This window comes from Ferriphaselus sp. R-1 (assembly GCF_000746095.1).
GTDB lineage: Bacteria > Pseudomonadota > Gammaproteobacteria > Burkholderiales > Gallionellaceae > Ferriphaselus.
Window position 1 is genome coordinate 22,571 of sequence record NZ_JQKP01000007.1, and the last position, 17,184, is coordinate 39,754.

17 protein-coding genes are annotated in these 17,184 nt (G+C 62.3%); 7 read left to right on the forward strand and 10 right to left on the reverse strand.

What is annotated here, in order from left to right:
- Nucleotides 1-78 precede the first annotated feature (78 nt).
- Nucleotides 79-414: a hypothetical protein gene (locus DM08_RS12535; protein ID WP_081908804.1), complete on the reverse strand. Its 336-nt coding sequence runs from the start codon at nucleotides 412-414 to the stop codon at nucleotides 79-81.
- A gap of 11 nt (nucleotides 415-425) precedes the next feature.
- Nucleotides 426-758: a hypothetical protein gene (locus DM08_RS06465; protein ID WP_035383842.1), complete on the reverse strand. Its 333-nt coding sequence runs from the start codon at nucleotides 756-758 to the stop codon at nucleotides 426-428.
- Between the two features lie 223 nt (nucleotides 759-981).
- Here DM08_RS06465 and map point away from each other — a divergent pair, with 223 nt between their 5' ends.
- Together map and DM08_RS06475 are read left to right on the forward strand one after the other, a co-directional pair.
- Nucleotides 982-1,773 (forward strand): type I methionyl aminopeptidase, encoded by a 792-nt coding sequence (map, locus tag DM08_RS06470; RefSeq protein ID WP_035383843.1) that lies wholly within the window; start codon nucleotides 982-984, stop codon nucleotides 1,771-1,773.
- Nucleotides 1,774-1,785: 12 nt separating this feature from the next.
- Nucleotides 1,786-4,326, forward strand: a complete 2,541-nt coding sequence (locus DM08_RS06475; RefSeq protein ID WP_035383844.1) for a [protein-PII] uridylyltransferase — start codon at nucleotides 1,786-1,788, stop codon at nucleotides 4,324-4,326.
- On the opposite strand, the gene DM08_RS06480 is transcribed toward DM08_RS06475, so the two are convergent.
- Both DM08_RS06480 and DM08_RS06485 read right to left on the reverse strand, forming a co-directional pair.
- Entirely contained in the window at nucleotides 4,306-5,004 is a 699-nt protein-coding gene (locus tag DM08_RS06480; RefSeq protein WP_051937866.1) for a response regulator, read from the reverse strand. The genes DM08_RS06475 and DM08_RS06480 overlap by 21 nt on opposite strands.
- Nucleotides 4,991-6,421, reverse strand: a complete 1,431-nt coding sequence (locus DM08_RS06485; protein ID WP_081908805.1) for a PAS domain-containing sensor histidine kinase — start codon at nucleotides 6,419-6,421, stop codon at nucleotides 4,991-4,993. Before DM08_RS06485 ends, DM08_RS06480 begins: the two co-directional genes overlap by 14 nt.
- A 98-nt stretch (nucleotides 6,422-6,519) precedes the next feature.
- Between DM08_RS06485 and DM08_RS06490 the strand changes: the two genes are divergently transcribed.
- From DM08_RS06490 to DM08_RS06505, 4 genes are all read left to right on the forward strand, one after another.
- Entirely contained in the window at nucleotides 6,520-6,966 is a 447-nt protein-coding gene (locus DM08_RS06490) for an NUDIX hydrolase (protein WP_035383846.1), read from the forward strand.
- A gap of 143 nt (nucleotides 6,967-7,109) precedes the next feature.
- The gene (mnmA, locus tag DM08_RS06495; protein WP_035383847.1) at nucleotides 7,110-8,195 is read left to right on the forward strand and encodes a tRNA 2-thiouridine(34) synthase MnmA; all 1,086 of its coding nucleotides are present in this window, start codon (nucleotides 7,110-7,112) and stop codon (nucleotides 8,193-8,195) included.
- A 60-nt stretch (nucleotides 8,196-8,255) separates the two neighbouring features.
- Nucleotides 8,256-9,629 (forward strand): adenylosuccinate lyase, encoded by a 1,374-nt coding sequence (gene purB / locus DM08_RS06500; RefSeq protein WP_035383848.1) that lies wholly within the window; start codon nucleotides 8,256-8,258, stop codon nucleotides 9,627-9,629.
- A 17-nt stretch (nucleotides 9,630-9,646) separates the two neighbouring features.
- The gene (locus DM08_RS06505) at nucleotides 9,647-9,997 is read left to right on the forward strand and encodes a hypothetical protein (RefSeq protein ID WP_035383849.1); all 351 of its coding nucleotides are present in this window, start codon (nucleotides 9,647-9,649) and stop codon (nucleotides 9,995-9,997) included.
- 13 nt (nucleotides 9,998-10,010) lie between these two features.
- On the opposite strand, the gene DM08_RS06510 is transcribed toward DM08_RS06505, so the two are convergent.
- From DM08_RS06510 to DM08_RS06535, 6 genes are all read right to left on the reverse strand, one after another.
- Nucleotides 10,011-10,754 carry a M48 family metallopeptidase gene (locus tag DM08_RS06510; RefSeq protein ID WP_051937868.1) on the reverse strand — a complete coding sequence of 248 codons (744 nt, stop codon included), beginning with the start codon at nucleotides 10,752-10,754 and terminating at the stop codon, nucleotides 10,011-10,013.
- A gap of 4 nt (nucleotides 10,755-10,758) precedes the next feature.
- Nucleotides 10,759-11,466, reverse strand: a complete 708-nt coding sequence (locus tag DM08_RS06515; RefSeq protein ID WP_035383850.1) for a lysophospholipid acyltransferase family protein — start codon at nucleotides 11,464-11,466, stop codon at nucleotides 10,759-10,761.
- A gap of 1 nt (nucleotide 11,467) precedes the next feature.
- Nucleotides 11,468-11,998: a D-glycero-beta-D-manno-heptose 1,7-bisphosphate 7-phosphatase gene (gmhB, locus tag DM08_RS06520; RefSeq protein WP_035383851.1), complete on the reverse strand. Its 531-nt coding sequence runs from the start codon at nucleotides 11,996-11,998 to the stop codon at nucleotides 11,468-11,470.
- A gap of 114 nt (nucleotides 11,999-12,112) precedes the next feature.
- Complete coding sequence (glyS, locus tag DM08_RS06525) at nucleotides 12,113-14,251, reverse strand: glycine--tRNA ligase subunit beta (RefSeq protein ID WP_035383852.1); 2,139 nt, start codon at nucleotides 14,249-14,251, stop codon at nucleotides 12,113-12,115.
- 2 nt (nucleotides 14,252-14,253) lie between these two features.
- Nucleotides 14,254-15,201 carry a glycine--tRNA ligase subunit alpha gene (gene glyQ / locus DM08_RS06530; protein WP_035383853.1) on the reverse strand — a complete coding sequence of 316 codons (948 nt, stop codon included), beginning with the start codon at nucleotides 15,199-15,201 and terminating at the stop codon, nucleotides 14,254-14,256.
- A gap of 97 nt (nucleotides 15,202-15,298) precedes the next feature.
- Entirely contained in the window at nucleotides 15,299-15,652 is a 354-nt protein-coding gene (locus tag DM08_RS06535) for a hypothetical protein (protein WP_035383854.1), read from the reverse strand.
- A gap of 154 nt (nucleotides 15,653-15,806) precedes the next feature.
- Between DM08_RS06535 and DM08_RS06540 the strand changes: the two genes are divergently transcribed.
- Nucleotides 15,807-17,183, forward strand: a complete 1,377-nt coding sequence (locus tag DM08_RS06540; RefSeq protein ID WP_081908806.1) for an MFS transporter — start codon at nucleotides 15,807-15,809, stop codon at nucleotides 17,181-17,183.
- Nucleotide 17,184: the final 1 nt, after the last annotated feature.

Here is a 17,184-nt window from a genome sequence, read left to right on the forward strand (position 1 = left end):
GGCCGGTGCGCTAAGCCCCGGCCAGCTCAACAAAAAGCCCGCATCCAGCGGGCTTTTTGTTTGTTCGGTCATACCGTTTCAGTCGCGCTCACGCTCATGCTCGCGGTCGCGTCTGTGCTCGCGACGGTACTCACGTCCGCGCCCTTCGTCGCGATCCTCGTAGTCGCGATCACGTCCGCCGCGTGGCTGATACACGGGCTGTTGCTGGCGTTGCTGGCCGCCGGTACCCACGGCAGCGCCTACCGCACCGCCGACCGCACCACCCAGGATCGCGCCGCCTTCGCCGCCGACCGCATGGCCGACACCCGCGCCCACGCCGCCACCGACCGCACCGCCAAGGACCGCGCGGTTCTGATACGGATCAGCACACCCTGCCAAAAGCAGCAACGAGGCTGCAAGCATAGTCAGTTTCATTTTCATCTCCTTTAGTCCCGATCACCGTGGTCATGACCATGATGATGCTCGTGTTCATGTTCATGCTCGTGTTCGCGCTCGCCACCATAGTTGCGTGCTTGTGGCTGGGGGCGTGGCGCAGGCGCAGGTGCGGCTTGCGGACGACCGCTGGTGGCCACGGCAGCACCTGTCGCTCCGCCCAGCGCACCGCCGATGATGGCTCCATTCTGACCGCCTACACGCGAACCCACGGCAGCTCCGACACCACCGCCGAGCGCACCGCCCAACACCGCGCCTGCGTCGACCGCGTAAGCTGCGCTGCTCGCCGTCATCGCCGCCAACAATACAAAACCAGAAACCTTCATGCTGTCCTCCTTTTGAGATAAGCGCGCCAGAAGCGCGGTACTGAGAGTCATCGCTACCCGATTGGTTCCGCGATGCCGACCATTGTAATCCACTCTACCACCTTGACCTACCTGGTGACCCATACATTTTTCCTGTCAACCGCCGGAGTCGTGATGCCCATCGACAGGACGAGAACGCGGCTTCCTGCTATCCTCATGCCCCATCAAATTACGAGTCGGTACCATGGCAGTCAGTATCAAGAATTCCGAAGAGATCGCAAAGATGCACGTCGCCGGACGCTTGGCCGGTGAAGTGCTGGATTACATCGCCCCCTTCGTGAAGGTCGGCATCACCACCAACGAGCTGGATCAGCTCTGCCACGATTACATGGTGAACGTGCAGGGCTGCATCCCCGCGCCGCTCAACTATGCGCCTTCCGGTCACAATCCCTACCCCAAGTCGATCTGCACCTCGATCAACCATCAGGTCTGCCACGGCGTGCCCGGCGACAAGAAGCTGAAGCACGGCGACATCGTCAATCTGGACATCACCACCATCAAGGACGGTTTCCACGGCGACACCAGCCGCATGTACTACGTCGGCGAACCGTCCATCCAGGCGCGCCGCCTGTGCGAGACGGCCTATCTGTCGATGTGGCGCGGCATCCGTGCGGTCAAGCCGGGGGCGACGCTGGGCGACATCGGCCATGCCATCCAGAGTTACGTCGAAGGCATGGGCTACAGCGTGGTGCGCGAGTTCTGCGGCCACGGCATCGGTCGCCGCTTCCACGAGGAACCGCAAGTGCTGCACTACGGCAAACCGGGCACCGGCCTGCGCCTGGAGCCCGGCATGATCTTCACCATCGAGCCGATGGTGAATGCGGGCAAGGCGGGCATCAAGCAACTCGGCGACGGCTGGACCGTGGTCACCCGCGACCACAGCCTGTCGGCGCAATGGGAACACACCATCCTCGTCACCGAGACAGGCTTCGAGGTGATGACCCTGTCCGCCGGAGCGCCCGCCATCCCGGACTGACCCGAACGCTCCGTGACTCCTGCCGCCATCCGCTCCAGCCTGAAAGCCGCCCGCGAGGCACTGCAGCGTCGCTACGCCGATCAGGCGATGTCGCCGCAACGCTTGCTGCGCGCCCATGCCGGACTGGTGGACGAGCATCTGCGGCTGGTATGGCAAAGCCTGGCCATGCCGCCCGAACTGGTACTGGCGGCGGTGGGCGGGTACGGACGCGGCGAGCTGTTCCCGAAGTCCGACATCGACCTGCTGATCCTGCTGCCTGAGCAACCCGATGCCGCCTTGCAGGAGCGCCTGCGCGACCTGGTCGGCACCCTGTGGGACATCGGACTGGAAGTCGGCCACAGCATCCGCACCGTGGGCGACTGTATGGCCGAATGCTCGGACGTGACGGTGCAGACCAACCTGCTGGAAGCGCGCCTGATCACCGGCGCACCGCGACTGTTCGAGGAGATGCGACTGGCGCTGAGCGACCACCTCAACCGCCGCGCCTTCTTCCTCGCCAAGCAACAGGAACAGGGCAAACGCCACTCCCGCTTCCTCGACATCGATTACAACCTCGAACCCAATCTGAAGGAAAGCCCCGGCGGGTTGCGCGACCTGCAGACCGTGCTGTGGATCAGCCGCGCCAGCGGTTGCGGCAGCACCTGGCGCGAGCTGGCCGCTGCCGGGCTGATCTCCACCAGCGAGGCGCGCGCCATTGCCCGTCACGAAGCGCTGTTGCAGACCTTACGCATCCGCTTGCACTATCTGGCGCGGCGACGCGAAGACCGGCTGCTGTTCGATCACCAGGCTGCGCTGGCCGAGCAGATGGGCATACGCGCGCCCAGCGCCCGCCGCGCCAGCGAACAGCTGATGCAGCGCTACTACCGCACCCGTCGTGCGGTGCGCCTGCTCAACGAAGTGTTGCTGCAAGCGTTGCACAGCCGCCTGTTCCCGGAAAGCGGCGCGAGCTATCCGCTGAACGCGCGTTTCATCGCCCGCGACACCCTGCTCGAAGCGCGCGACGAGGAACTGTTCCAGCGCGAGCCTGCCGCCATACTGGAGTGTTTCCTGCTGCTGCAACAACACCCGCGTCTGACCGGGCTGGCAGCCTCCACCTTGCGTGCGCTGTGGCGTGCCCGCCCGCTCATCGATGCCCAGTTCCGCCGCGCCCCGCACAATCGCGCAGCCTTCATGCGCATCCTGCGTCAGCCACAAGGACTGACCCATGCACTCCGCCTGATGAACCGGCTGGACGTGCTCGGGCGCTATCTGCCGCCGTTCGGTCGCATCGTCGGCCAGTTGCAGCATGATCTGTTCCACATCCACACTGTGGACGAACACATCCTGATGGTGGTGCGCAACCTGCGCCGCTTCACCCTGCCGGAACTGGCGCATGAGTTCCCCTTGTGCAGCCGACTCATCCACGACTTCGCCCGCCCGGAGGTGTTGTATATCGCCGGTCTGTTCCACGACATCGCCAAGGGGCGCGGCGGCGACCATTCGCTGCTGGGACGCGCCGATGCCGACCGCTTCTGCCGTCAGCATGGCCTGAGTGACGAAGACCGCGAACTGGTGATCTGGCTGGTCGAGCAACATCTGGCGATGTCCGCCATCGCACAGAAACAGGATCTGAGCGACCAGGACGTGATCGCCGCGTTCGCCGCCCGCATCCGCAACGAACGCCATCTGGTCGCACTCTACCTGCTGACCGTGGCCGACGTGCGCGGCACCAGCCCCAAGGTGTGGAACGCCTGGAAGGGCAAGCTGCTGGAAGACCTGTTCAACGCCACACGCCGCTACCTCAGCGAGGGGAAAACCGCCGACCAGGTGGGCGAGACGCGGATGGCTGCGTCCCAGACCCTGGCGCTATACGCCATCGCACCCGACAGTTACCAGTTGCTGTGGGCCCAACTGGAAAGCGATTACTTCCTGCAACATGAACCGCACGAGATCGCCTGGCACACACGCCTGCTGGCGCATCGCGTCAACACCACAGAAGCCGTGGTCAAGGCGCGCCTTGCCCGTATCGGCGAAGGACTACAGGTGATGGTCTACAGTCCGGATCGGCCACAGCTGTTCGTCCGTATCTGCAGTTTCTTCGCCGACATGAACTACAACATCGTCGAAGCCAAGGTGCACACCACCCAGCATGGCTACGCGCTGGATAGTTTTCTGGTGATGGACGCTTCCGGCGATGCGACCCCATACCGCGATGTGATGAGTTACATCGAACACGAGTTGGCACAGCAGATCGATCGAGGCAGCGCACTCGCCCCGGCCTCGCAGGGTGGACGCATCAACCGGCAACTCAAGCACTTTCCCATCGCGCCCGAGGTCGTCATCGAACAGGACGAGAAAGGCCGCCATCTACTGTCATTGGTCGCGGGCGACCGACCCGGCCTGCTGGCGCGCATCGCGCGCATCCTGTCCAGCCACGCCATCACGGTACGCAGTGCCAAGATCAACACCTTGGGCAGCCGTGCCGAGGACACCTTCTGGATCACAGGGGCAGAATTGGCAACGCCTGCGAGACAGCAGGCGTTGCGTGACGAACTATTGTCCGGGTTGACCTGAACCCAGCCCCTCGCCTCCGCTGCCGATAGGCGACACCAGATTGATGGCGAAGTGGGTCAGTTGGCTGGCTGAGTTCAGATTGAGCTTGCGCTTGATGTTGGCGCGGTGCGATTCGATGGTCTTCGAGCTGCGCGCCAGCTTGAACGCGATCTCCGCAGTCCCCAAACCCATACCGATCAGGTGCAGCACCTCGAATTCGGTCGGGGTCAGACTGCTGATCGGCGAGGCCTCCTTCTTGCTGCCGGTCATCTTTTGCACCAGACGGGTACGCAACTGGTCACTGATGTAGATCTCGCCGCGCAAGATCAGCCGGATGGCATACAGGATGGTGCTGGTCGCCACCTGCTTCATCAGGTAACCGCGCGCACCGGCCTTGAGCGCCAGCTCGGCATAGACCGCCTCGTCGTGCATGGACATGATGAGCACCGGCAACTCGGGGTAGTCCACGTGGAGTTTCTTCAGCAGGTCCAACCCGGACAGCCCGGCCAGCGACAGATCGACGATGGCCAAGTCATGCCGGCAATCCTTGTTCGCCAGCGTGGCCTGCTTGATGTCGCTCGCCTCATGGCAGACCTGCAACTCCGGCTCGCGGTTGATCAACATGGAGATGCCCTCGCGCACGATGGGATGGTCATCAACGATGAGGATGCGTGCCTTGTGTTGTTCAGTGTATTCCATGTCCCCCCCGTTTCTGCGGTAACTCGATCACCACACTCACACCACCGGCGACAGACACGTCAATGGCCAGCGTGGCACCTATCATCTCGGCGCGGTAACGCATCGTATGCATCCCCAGGCCGTTGCTTTCTTCCAGTCTCGACGTATCCATGCCCACCCCGTTATCGCAGACCTTGACCTGGATCCCCTCGTTGGTTCGGGACACCGACAGTTCGATCCTGCTCGCATGGCCATGCTTGACCGCATTGCTGATCGCCTCCTGACATATCCGATACAGGTGGATCACCTGCTCGGGGTCTTCGACCGCACAGGATTCGTCGAACGACAGCTCACATTCTAGCTGGAAAATCGCCTTCACCTCGCGGCTCAACTGCCCCAGCATCTCGCGCAGGCCATAGCCCATCAACTCCACCGGGTACAGACTGTGCGCCAACTGTCGCGTCTTCGCCACGGCATTGTTGACCAAGCCGGTGATCTTGGCCGCATCGCGCTCCTCTTCCCGCAAGCCCAGCGCGGTCAGTTTTTGTACCAGCACTTGGGTCATGAAGGCGATTCCCGTCAGCTGCTGGCCAAGGTCATCATGTAGCTCCTGTCCGATGCGCTGCTGCGTCTCCTCGCTGATGCTGATGATGCGCCGCTCCGCCATGCTCGCCCGCAACAGGGCCAGCTGGGCCGATTGCTGGGCAGCACTCATTTCGCTCACGGCATGCTTGAACTTCGAGATATCGTTGAACACCAGCAACAGGTAATCGCCGTCCTGTAGCGCGATCTGCCCCAGAGTGGCGATACACCAGATGTCGCGGCCATACTTGGTGTGCATCTGCGCTTCGTATTGACCGGACACCCCGGTGAGCAACACCTCGTCCGCCAGCCGGATCAGCCCCGTCTCGCGCCATGACGAGAACCGGCGCAGATTCTCGTGCAACAGCTGCTCGGTGGTCGTTCCCAAGATTGCCGCCGCCGCCTCATTGGCCAGCACACACTGCCCGTCCGCCGCGAAAACCTGGATCCCCGAGTCGGCCTTGCGCACGATGGCCTGCGTCATCCTGGACAGATCATCGAGCGCGGCTTCCGCCTTGGCCCGGGCGGACATCTGCCCATCCATCAGAATGCAGAACAGGAGGTTCAATGCCGCATTGGAGAAGAATATCTCCGCGCTGGGCTGCAATTGCAATTCGGCATTGAACAACCAGATGGAATACGTCCTGCCCAGCGCCGCGAGAATGGCCATCAGATAGGCGTATCCCCGGTCGATGTAGCGCAGCGAGAACAGGGACATCAGGGCATACAGCAGCGAGAGCGGCAGGTCCGGCCCGACGTAGTTGTCGAGGAAGAACAAGCCGAACTCCATGACGAGCACGAGTAGCGCGAGGTAGATCCTGGGTATTCGGGAGATGAATGCGTCGAGCCGTTCCATGCCCGTATCATACGCCGCCCGCACAGCTTCCGCCGCCAAAGCTGTCGGTTCGTATCAGTAGTACAATACGCGCCCCGCTTGCCCATGGATCTTGAGTCATGATCTGGAAACCCAACGTCACCGTCGCCGCCGTCCTGGAACAGGACGGCAAGTTCCTGCTGGTCGAGGAACAGACCAGCCAGGGTCTGCGCTTCAACCAGCCCGCCGGACATTGGGAACCGGGCGAGACGCTGGCGGCGGGCGCGGCGCGCGAGGTGCTGGAGGAATCCGCCTACGACTTCGCGCCCGAACACCTGATCGGCATCTACCGCTGGCCCACGCCGGACGGCGGCACTACTTACTTGCGCTTCGCCTTCTGCGGCAAGATTCTGGCCCACCACCCCGAACGAACGCTGGACGAAGGCATCGTGCGCGCGGTGTGGATGACGGTGGACGAGATCCGCGCCACGCAGGCGCGCCATCGCAGTCCTCTGATCCTGCGCTGCGTGGAGGATTACCTCGCCGGCAAGCGCTATCCGCTGGAGTTGATTACGCACTATGAATAAACCACTCCGTCATTCCCGCGCAGGCGGGAATCCAGCAATCAAAGCAGGTCTCCGCGTAGCGGAGTCAAAATGGTGTTGTCCGCTACGCGGAGTAATGACGACTAACTGGATTCCCGCCTGCGCGGGAATGACGGAGCCGGGTCATGGCCGTTAAGCGCGTCGTCGTCGGCATGTCCGGCGGGGTGGATTCCTCCGTCACCGCGCTGCTGTTGAAGCAGCAGGGCTATGAGGTGATCGGCCTGTTCATGAAGAACTGGGAGGGCGACGATACCGACGACTACTGTTCCTCGCGGCAGGATTTGCTGGATGCGGTGTCGGTGGCGGACGTGATCGACATCCCCATCGACCAGGTGAATTTCGCCCAGGAGTACCGCGAGCGGGTGTTCAGCTACTTTCTGCGCGAATACGAAGCCGGGCGCACGCCTAATCCGGACATCCTGTGCAACTCGGAGATCAAGTTCAAGGCCTTCCTCGACCATGCGCTGGAGCTGGGTGCGGATGCCGTCGCCACCGGCCATTACGCGCAGGTGCGCGAGGTAGACGGCCTGTTCCAGTTGCTCAAGGCGGAGGATGCCAGCAAGGATCAGAGCTACTTCCTGCACCGGCTGAATCAGGCGCAGTTGTCGAAGTCGATGTTCCCGCTGGGCAAGCTGATGAAGTCGCAGGTGCGCGATATCGCTCGCCAGTACGGCCTGCACAACCACGCCAAGAAAGACAGCACCGGCATCTGCTTCATCGGCGAACGCCCCTTCCGCGACTTCCTCAACCGCTACCTGCCGACCCAGCCGGGCGAGATGGTCACTCCCGCAGGAAAGGTGGTCGGGCAGCATCAAGGCCTGTCGTTCTACACCCTCGGCCAGCGTCAGGGCTTGGGCATAGGCGGCGGCAAGGATTCCACCGGCGAGCCGTGGTTTGTGTGCGGCAAGGACATGGCACACAACCGCTTGATCGTGGTGCAGGGCCACGACCACCCCGCGCTGCAAGCGCACGACCTCACCGCGCTGGACATGCACTGGATTGCAGGCGTAGCACCTGACCTTAGCCGCGACTACGCCGCCAAGACCCGCTACCGCCAGCAGGATGCAGACTGCCGCATCGCCGCACAGGACGGCAGCATCCACTTCCACTTCCCTGCAGCGCAATGGGCAGTCACGCCCGGCCAGTCGGTGGTGGCCTACGACGGCGCGGTGTGCCTGGGCGGCGGCATCATCGAAAGCAGTAGAAGCTGAACCATCCGCCTCCCGCTTTCACGTAAAATACGACCTTTGATTCTTCACTTGAATTGCGCCATGACTCCTCTTTCCACCCTCACCGCCCTGTCCCCTCTCGATGGCCGCTACCACGGCAAGGTTGACGCACTGCGCCGCCATTTCAGCGAGTTCGGCCTGATCCGCAACCGTGTGCTGATCGAGATCGAATGGCTGAAGGCCTTGAACGCCGAGCGTGGCATCGTCGAGATGCAGCCGTTCTCCGCCGCCACCCTCGAACTGCTCGATCTGCTGGTGGAGCGCTTCAGTGAAAACGATGCCGATGAGATCAAGATCATAGAACGGCGCACCAACCACGACGTGAAGGCCATCGAATACTGGCTGCGCGACCACCTCATCGCCCATCCCGAAACGACGAACGTGCTGGAGTTCATCCACTTCGCCTGCACGTCCGAAGACATCAACAACCTGTCGCATGCGCTGATGCTGAAGGCGGGCCGCGACGAGGTGATGCTGCCCATGCTGGACGCGGTCATCGCCAGACTGCGCGACCTGGCGCTGCAACTGGCCGATCAGCCGATGCTGTGCCGCACCCACGGCCAGACCGCCACGCCCAGCACCCTGGGCAAGGAGCTGGCCAACGTAGTGTACCGCTTGCAGCGTGGCCGCGACCGCATCGCCGATGTCGCCATCCTGGGCAAGATCAACGGCGCGGTAGGCAACTACAACGCCCATCTTTCCGCCTACCCGGACGTGGACTGGGAGTCGTTCGCGCGCCGTTTCGTGGAAGCGCGCGGCATCACCTTCAACCCTTACACCATCCAGATCGAGCCGCACGATTACATGGCCGAACTGTACGACGCGTTCGCCCGCGTCAACACCATCCTGATCGACCTCGACCGCGACGTGTGGGGCTACATCTCGCTGGGATTCTTCAAGCAGAAGGTCATCGCGGGCGAGGTCGGCTCCTCGACCATGCCGCACAAGGTCAACCCCATCGACTTCGAGAACTCGGAAGGCAACCTCGGCCTGGCCAACGCGTTGCTGCGCCACCTGTCCGAGAAGCTGCCGATCTCGCGCTGGCAGCGCGACCTGACCGACTCCACCGTGCTGCGCAACATGGGCGTGGGCTTGGGCTACACCCTGCTGGGCTACGAGTCGCTGCTGAAGGGGCTGAACAAGCTGGAAGCCAATCCGGCACGTCTGGCGGAAGACCTGGACAATAGCTGGGAAGTGCTGGCGGAACCCATCCAGACCGTGATGCGCCGCTACAACATCGAGAACGCCTACGACAAGTTGAAGGACCTGACACGTGGCAAGGGCGGCATCAACAAAGACAGCCTGGCCGCCTTCATCGCCACGCTGGACATCCCGGCTGCCGAGAAACAGCGCCTGTCCGCCCTCACCCCGGCGACCTACCTGGGCAAGGCAGCGGAGTTGGCCAAACGTATCTGACACCGAAAGGCTGACCGATGCTGAACAAGTACTACATCGCCACCGGGACAGTGACCGTCCTCGCCGTTGTGCTCGCCGCATTCGGCCTCTGCCAGGACAATGCCTGCAAGGACTACCTGGGCGACTTCAAGCTCAGCGGCCCGGTCGACCCCCTGGCGAAATACCAGGACGTGCTGAAAGACCCGCGCTTCGCCCAAGCCAGTATCGCGGAGATAGGCGGGCGGGTGCATGAGACCGGCCACTGCGACCGCTATCGCCGCGCCATCGACAGCCTGACATTGGGTGGCGACCGCGAGACGGTGGAAAAAAAGGTCGTGGCGATCCTGGTCTATCAGGAAGCCGACGAGCGCATGTGTACGTCGGACTGAGTCGAACCCGCGTTCACTCGGTCAGGGCGTGCCGCTTGAGCGCCTTGCGCCGCTCCGCATAGTCCGGGCAAGCGCTCTCCACCACCCTCCAGAACGCCGCCGAATGGTTCATCTCGCGCAGGTGCGCCAGTTCGTGCACCACCACGTAATCCACCAGCTCCAGCGATAGGCGCACCAGCCGCCAGTTCAGCCGCACCACGCCGCGCGAGGTACAACTACCCCAGCGGGTACGCGCCGAGGAGAGCTTCACTTCCTTGGGCGACACGCCCATGCGCTCGGCATAGAAGGCCACACATTCATCGAACAGCATCACCGCCTGCCGCCGATACCAGGCGGTGACGGCACGTTCGATGGCGGCGGCATTGTCCGGGTCGGCCACCTGCACGGTCAACTCATCTGCGGAAAGCGCTACCGAGGGACGGCGACCCGCCACCACCCGCAGCCGCAAGGTCTCGCCCCGGAATGGCAGCGCCTCGCCATCCGCCCAGCTTTGCGTCACGGTCTGGCGCGACTGCCAGCTGCCCAGCTTGCCCACCACCCAGTCGGCCTTCTCGCGCAGCACGCCATGCAGCCAGGTGTCGCTCGCCTGCATGGGCACGCTGACCGTCAGCCCGCGATGGTCGATGCGCAGACCGACGCTGCGTCGGCCCGCACTGCGCTTCAGGGTATAGGGTATGGTCTGTCCGGACAGTTCGATGCTGCGCTGCTCGGGGGCAGGCGGCGGAGTGGCGTTCAGGCGGCGTAGTCTGCGCAGCACGTCATCAGGGAAGCTTGGGTATCTCCGCCTCGATCCACTCTTCCACCTGGCGGTTCAACTCGTCAGCCTTCATGCCCTTGTGCGGGTAAATGGGCTGGCCGATGCTCAGGGTGATGAGGCCGGGATATTTCAGGAAGGCGTTCTTGCCCCACAGCTTGCCCGCGTTATGCGCCACCGGCACCACCGGCGCAGTACCCGAGACTCCCAGCAGGGCACCGCCGATCTTGTACTTCCCGCGCTCGCCATAAGGCACGCGCGTGCCTTCGGGAAAGATCACCACACAGAAACCGCGCGCCAGCCTGTCCTTGCCTTCGCGCAGCAAAGTCCTCATCGCCTCGCGCGTCTCGCCACGGTTGATGGCGATGGGGCTGGTCATGGCCAGTCCCCAGCCGAAGAACGGGATGCGCAGCAGCTCGCGTTTCAACACCCATACCTGCGGCGGGAACACCAGCTGCAGCGCCATCGTCTCCCAGGCCGACTGGTGTTTGCACAGGATCAGGCAGGGTTCCTTGGGAACGTTCTCGCGCCCGCGCACTTCCATGCGCACGCCGCACACCACCCGCAACATCCACAGCGAGATCTTCGCCCACTTCGAGATGTAGGCGTAGCGCCGCATGGGCGACAACGGGATGACGCAGAGCCCGACCAGCAGGAACAGCGGCGTGAACACCAGTTGCAACAGCAGATAGATCAGCGAGCGCAGCAGAACCATCTCAGACCAGCTCCGCCACCGCCGCCGCCAGATCGGCATAGACCTGGGTACCCTCGGGCAACCCGCCCTTGGCCAGCGTCCGTTCACCCTTGCCGGTACGTACCAGAATGGGCTGCGCGCCCATCTTCACCGCCGCCTCCAGATCACGCAGCGAATCGCCCACGGCGGGCACGCCTGCCAGATTCGTGTTGTAGCGCGAAGCGATCTCCTCCAGCATGCCATGACGCGGCTTGCGGCAATGGCAATCGGCCTCCGGCCCGTGCGGACAGAAGAACACCGCCTCGATGCGTCCGCCCGCCAGCGCCACGGTCTTGTGCATCTTGTCGTGGATGGCGTTCAGCGTCGGCAGATCGAACAGCCCGCGCGCGATGCCGGACTGATTGGTCGCTACCACCACGCGATAATCCGCCTGGCACAAGCGCGCAATCGCCTCCGCACTGCCGGGAATGGGCTTCCACTCTTCGGGCGATTTGATGAATTGGTCGGAGTCGTAATTGATGACACCGTCGCGGTCTAGGATGATGAGTTTCATAGGGTCAGTTGGGAGACGTAAGATGCAAGACGCAAGACGTAAGTCGTAAGACGTAAGTTGGGGGGCGCTGGCAGTTAACTGCAGACTTCCGACTTACGCCTAAAGACTGTTTTCTCATGCTGCCAGCTTGGAAAGATTTGCAACACGGTTAGTTAACCCAACGACCTCGTGCAATAACCGGAATCGATTTAGTCGTAACTCTTCAACATCAGCATTTACCATGACCGTGTCAAAAAATTCGGTAACTGCTTGGCTTACCGTCACCGTAGCAAATAGTGCCTCATCAAAATTCCCCTTGCTCGCTTGCTCATCAACAGTAGTTCTGAGTTGTCGAGTCTTAGAAAGTAAAATTTTTTCTGCCTTTTCAATCAGCACATTCTCATCAGTCAGTATGTATTCAGATGCTCCGCCTGATTTGTTCAGAATATTTCGTGCACGCTTATCAGCTGAAGCAAGTGCTGACAATTCAGCTGGGAAACTCTCACGAGCCTGACGAACAGCATGAAGTCGGGCGATGAATTCAGCTGGTTCAGCCAAACAAATAACGGAGTCCGCCTCTTGTGCGCTGTAACCACGATCTCTCAAATAGCCTGAAGCTCGATCAAGTAGGAAAGAATGGATTTTGACCCATAGTGGAACTACGGCACTTCCTTCATCAAATGTCGGTTGCAACAGACCATCAGGAAAGGCATTACAGGCAGCTTTTAGTATTTGCTCGATTGATAGGACAAGTTTTCGTTCGACCAGCATCCGAATCACCCCCAGCGCATGGCGGCGCAACGCAAACGGGTCCTTGTCGCCAGTCGGGAGTTGACCGATGCCGAACATTCCCACCAGCGTTTCCAGCTTGTCCGCCAGCGCGACGCAGAGGCCGACCGGATTGCGTGGCAGTTCGTCGCCTGCGAAGCGCGGTTTGTAGTGATCTTCGATGGCGTAGGCGATGTCGTCCGGCAGGCCGTCGTGCTGGGCGTAGTAGCGGCCCATGATGCCTTGCAGTTCGGGGAACTCGCCGACCATGTCGGTCAGCAGGTCGGCCTTGGCGAGTAGCGCTGCCTGTTCAGCTTGCAGCGCCAGCGTGTCGCCGCCGAGTTGCTGGCCGATCGCCTTGGCGATGGCGCAGACGCGCTGCACGCGCTCGCCCTGCGTGCCCAGCTTGTTGTGGTACACCACCTTGGCCAGCCCCAGCACGCGCGATTCCAGCGTCTTTTTGCGATCCTGATCGAAGAAGAATTTCGCATCGGCCAAGCGCGGACGCACCACGCGCTCATTGCCGCCAATCACCAGACTGGGGTCGGCGGGGCGGATGTTGGAGACGATGAGGAACTGGTTGGTCAGCTTGCCGTTGGCATCCAGCAGCGGGAAATACTTCTGGTTGGCCTTCATGGTGAGGATCAGGCACTCCTGCGGCACTTCCAGGAAGGCTTCCTCGAACTGACCCAGCAGCACATTGGGACGCTCGACCAGCGCGGTCACCTCGTTCAGCAGGTCATCATCCTCAATCGGTTTCAAGCCCTGTGCGTCGGCGGCGGCATTGAGCTGGCGCACGATCTCGGCGCGACGCGATTCGAAGCTGGCGATCACCGCACCTTCAGTTGCCAGTTGTTCGGCGTAGCTATCGGCGCTGTTCAGCGTCACGGTGGGGTTGGCCGCCTCGAAGCGGTGGCCCTGCGTGGTGTTGCCCGCAGTCAGCCCCAGCACCGAGATCGGCACCACGTCGCTGCCGTGCAGCGCCACCAGCCCGTGCGCCGGACGCACGAAGTTGACCGTGCTCCAGCCATCGGCCAGTTGGTAGCCCATCACCTTGGGGATGGGCAGCTTGGCCAGCGCCTCGTCCAGCGCCTTTTGCAGGCCGTCGGCCAGCGTCGCTCCGGCGACCAGGCTGTCGTAGAACAGCGCTTCATTCTTGCCGTCCGGTGCGCGCTTGAGTTGCGCCACCGCTTCCGCGCCGGCACCCAAACCAGCCAGTCGCTTCAACAGTGCAGGCGTGGCGTTGCCGCTGGCATCCAGCCCGACGGAGACTGGCATCAGCTTCTGCGACACCGGCTTGTCGGCTGCCTTGGCGGCGACGTTGGCGACCTGCACCGCCAGTCGGCGCGGCGAAGCGTAAGCGGTCACGGCGCTGTCGGCAGCGGCCAGACCTTGCGCCTTCAGGCTGTCAGACAACGTAGCGGCGAAGCTCTCGCCCAGCTTCTTCAGCGCCTTGGGTGGCAGTTCTTCGACAAACAATTCAACGAGCAGATTCTTGGTAGTCATGATTACGCCGCCTTCTTCGCATTCTGCGCCAGCACTTCCTCGGCCCACGCCTTCGGCGCCATCGGGAAGCCCAGCCGTTCGCGGCTTTCGTAGTAGCTCTGCGCCACGCTGCGCGCCAGGTTGCGGATGCGGCCGATGTAGGCGGCGCGTTCGGTCACCGAGATCGCGCCGCGCGCATCCAGCAGGTTGAAGCTGTGGGCGGCTTTCAGCACTTGTTCGTAGGCAGGCAGGGCGAGCTGGTTTTCCATCAGATGCTTGGCCTGTTTTTCGTAGCTGCCGAAGGCGTGCAGCAAAAACTCGACATCGCTGTGCTCGAAGTTGTAGGTGGATTGCTCGACCTCGTTCTGGTGAAACACGTCGCCGTACCTCACGCCCGGCGCATAGGTCAGGTCGTACACGTTCTCCACGCCTTGCAGATACATGGCGAGGCGCTCCAGACCGTAGGTGATCTCGCCGGTGATGGGCTTGCAGTTGATGCCGCCGACCTGCTGAAAATAGGTGAACTGGGTCACTTCCATGCCGTTCAGCCACACCTCCCAGCCCAGCCCCCACGCGCCCAGCGTCGGGTTTTCCCAGTCATCTTCGACAAAGCGGATGTCGTTCTGCTTGAGGTCGAAGCCCAGCGCCTCCAGCGAGCCGAGGTACAGCTCAAGGATGTTGGCGGGCGCGGGTTTCAGCACCACTTGGAACTGGTAATAGTGCTGCAAACGGTTGGGGTTCTCGCCGTAGCGGCCATCCTTGGGACGGCGCGAAGGCTGCACGTAAGCGGCTTTCCACGGCTCCGGGCCGAGCGCGCGCAGAAAAGTGGCGGTGTGCGACGTGCCCGCACCGACTTCCATGTCGTAGGGTTGCAGCAAGGCGCAGCCTTGTTTGTCCCAGTATTGCTGGAGGGTGAGGATGATCTGTTGAAAGCTCAGCCCCTGACTGGCTTTCGGGGAAGGGTTCTGCATCGTTCGGTCCGGCGGATTTGCTAAAGGACGCATTTTACGAGGTTTAGGCCATCCGCGTCACCCTCTTGACCAAGACCGGCCAAGTGCCGGAGCCGCGCTACATATGCAGGCGATCGCGTGCATCCTCGATCTTCTTGCGGATAAGGCGCTGCTCGGCATCCTTGCGTTCCTTTTCGGCACGCTCCTGCTCCGCACGTTCTTGCTCAGCACGTTCGACACGTTCCCGCTCAGCGCGCTCCTTTTCGGCACGCTCGATGCGCTCACGCTCTGCGCGCTCGCGCTCAAGCCGCTCTTGCTCCTGGCGTTTTTGCTCCAAACGCCGCTGTTCGAAGCGAGCATGCTCCCGCTCCAGACGTTCCCGCTCAAGGCGAACCTCATCCGGCGAGGGGGCGGTGGAAGCACAAGCGGTCAGCACACTGGCCAGGACCACGGGGATCAAGAATCTCTTCATGCGAAGTCTCGGGTGAAATTTAGTCCAACGGGGCGGAAGTATGCCTGAGTCAGGCTTTGATGACCACCTCGACACGCTTTGCACGACTACAAGTCTGCCGCTTGGGTTAGTGCCCTGCTAAAATGCGCGACCCTTTCAGTCAAGATAACTCCGAATGTCCGCCACCAGTGAAAAGATGACCCCCGCCGAACGCCGCGCCAGTATGGGGCTGGCGAGTATCTATGGCCTGCGTATGCTGGGCCTGTTCATCATCCTGCCTATCTTTGCGCTGTACGCCGAGCATCTTCCCGGCGGCGAAAGCCACCTCTTGATCGGCATCGCGCTGGGCGCTTACGGCCTGACCCAGGCCATCTTGCAGATCCCGGCGGGCTGGGCTTCCGACCGTTTCGGGCGCAAGCCGGTGATCGTGGTCGGCCTGCTGCTGTTCGCGCTGGGCAGCTTCATCGCCGCCTCGGCGGACAACATCTACTGGATCATAGCCGGACGGGTGATCCAGGGTGCGGGCGCGATCAATGCCGCTGTGATGGCGCTGACCGCCGACCTGACGCGCGAGGAGCACCGCACCAAGGCGATGGCGATGATAGGCATGACCATAGGCATCACCTTTTCCATCTCGCTCATCCTGTCGCCGCTGTTGTACCAGCACATCGGCGTACCCGGTATCTTTGCGCTGACCGGCGTGCTGTCGCTGGCCGCCATCGCGGTGGTGCTGTGGCTCATCCCGCAGCCCGCGATCACCCGCTTCCACACCGACACCGAGGCCAGCACCAGCAAGCTGGACGAGGTGCTGCGCAACCCGGAGCTGTTGCGACTGGATTTCGGTATCTTCTCGCTGCACGCCATTCTGATGTCGGTGTTCATGCAAGTCCCCTTCGTGTTGCGCAACAACGGGCTGGATGTGGCGCAACACTGGCAAGTCTATCTGCCGGTGATGTTGCTGGCCTTCGGACTGATGGTGCCGCCCATCATCATCGCCGAGAAGAAAGCCAAGATGAAACAAGTATTCATGGGCGCGGTGGCATTGGCGGCGCTGGCGCAGTTGTCGCTGCTGCTGTTGCAGGGCAGTGTGTGGGGCGTGGCGGTGGCGCTGCTGCTGTTCTTCACCGCCTTCAACGTGCTGGAAGCCACCCTGCCTTCGCTCATCAGCAAGATCGCGCCGCTGTCGGCCAAGGGCACGGCGATGGGCGTGTATAGCAGCGTACAGTTCCTCGGCGCCTTCTTCGGCGCGGCGATGGGCGGCATGTTGTTGCAAAGCGCCGGCGGCAACGCCGTGTTCGGCTTTGCCATCGGCCTGCTGCTGCTGTGGCTGCTGGTCGCCAGTGGCATGAAAGCGCCTGCGGCCGTGCGCACAAAAATGTATCATCTCGGCTCATTGAACGAGGCGCAGGGCGCAGCCCTGCAGCAGCGTCTGGCACAACTCAGCGGGGTGCGCGAGGCGTTGGTGGTGGCAGCCGAAGGTATGGCCTGCCTCAAGGTGGAGATGGCCGGATTCGACGAATCGGCGGTAGAACAACTAGTCAAGGGAGAGTGAG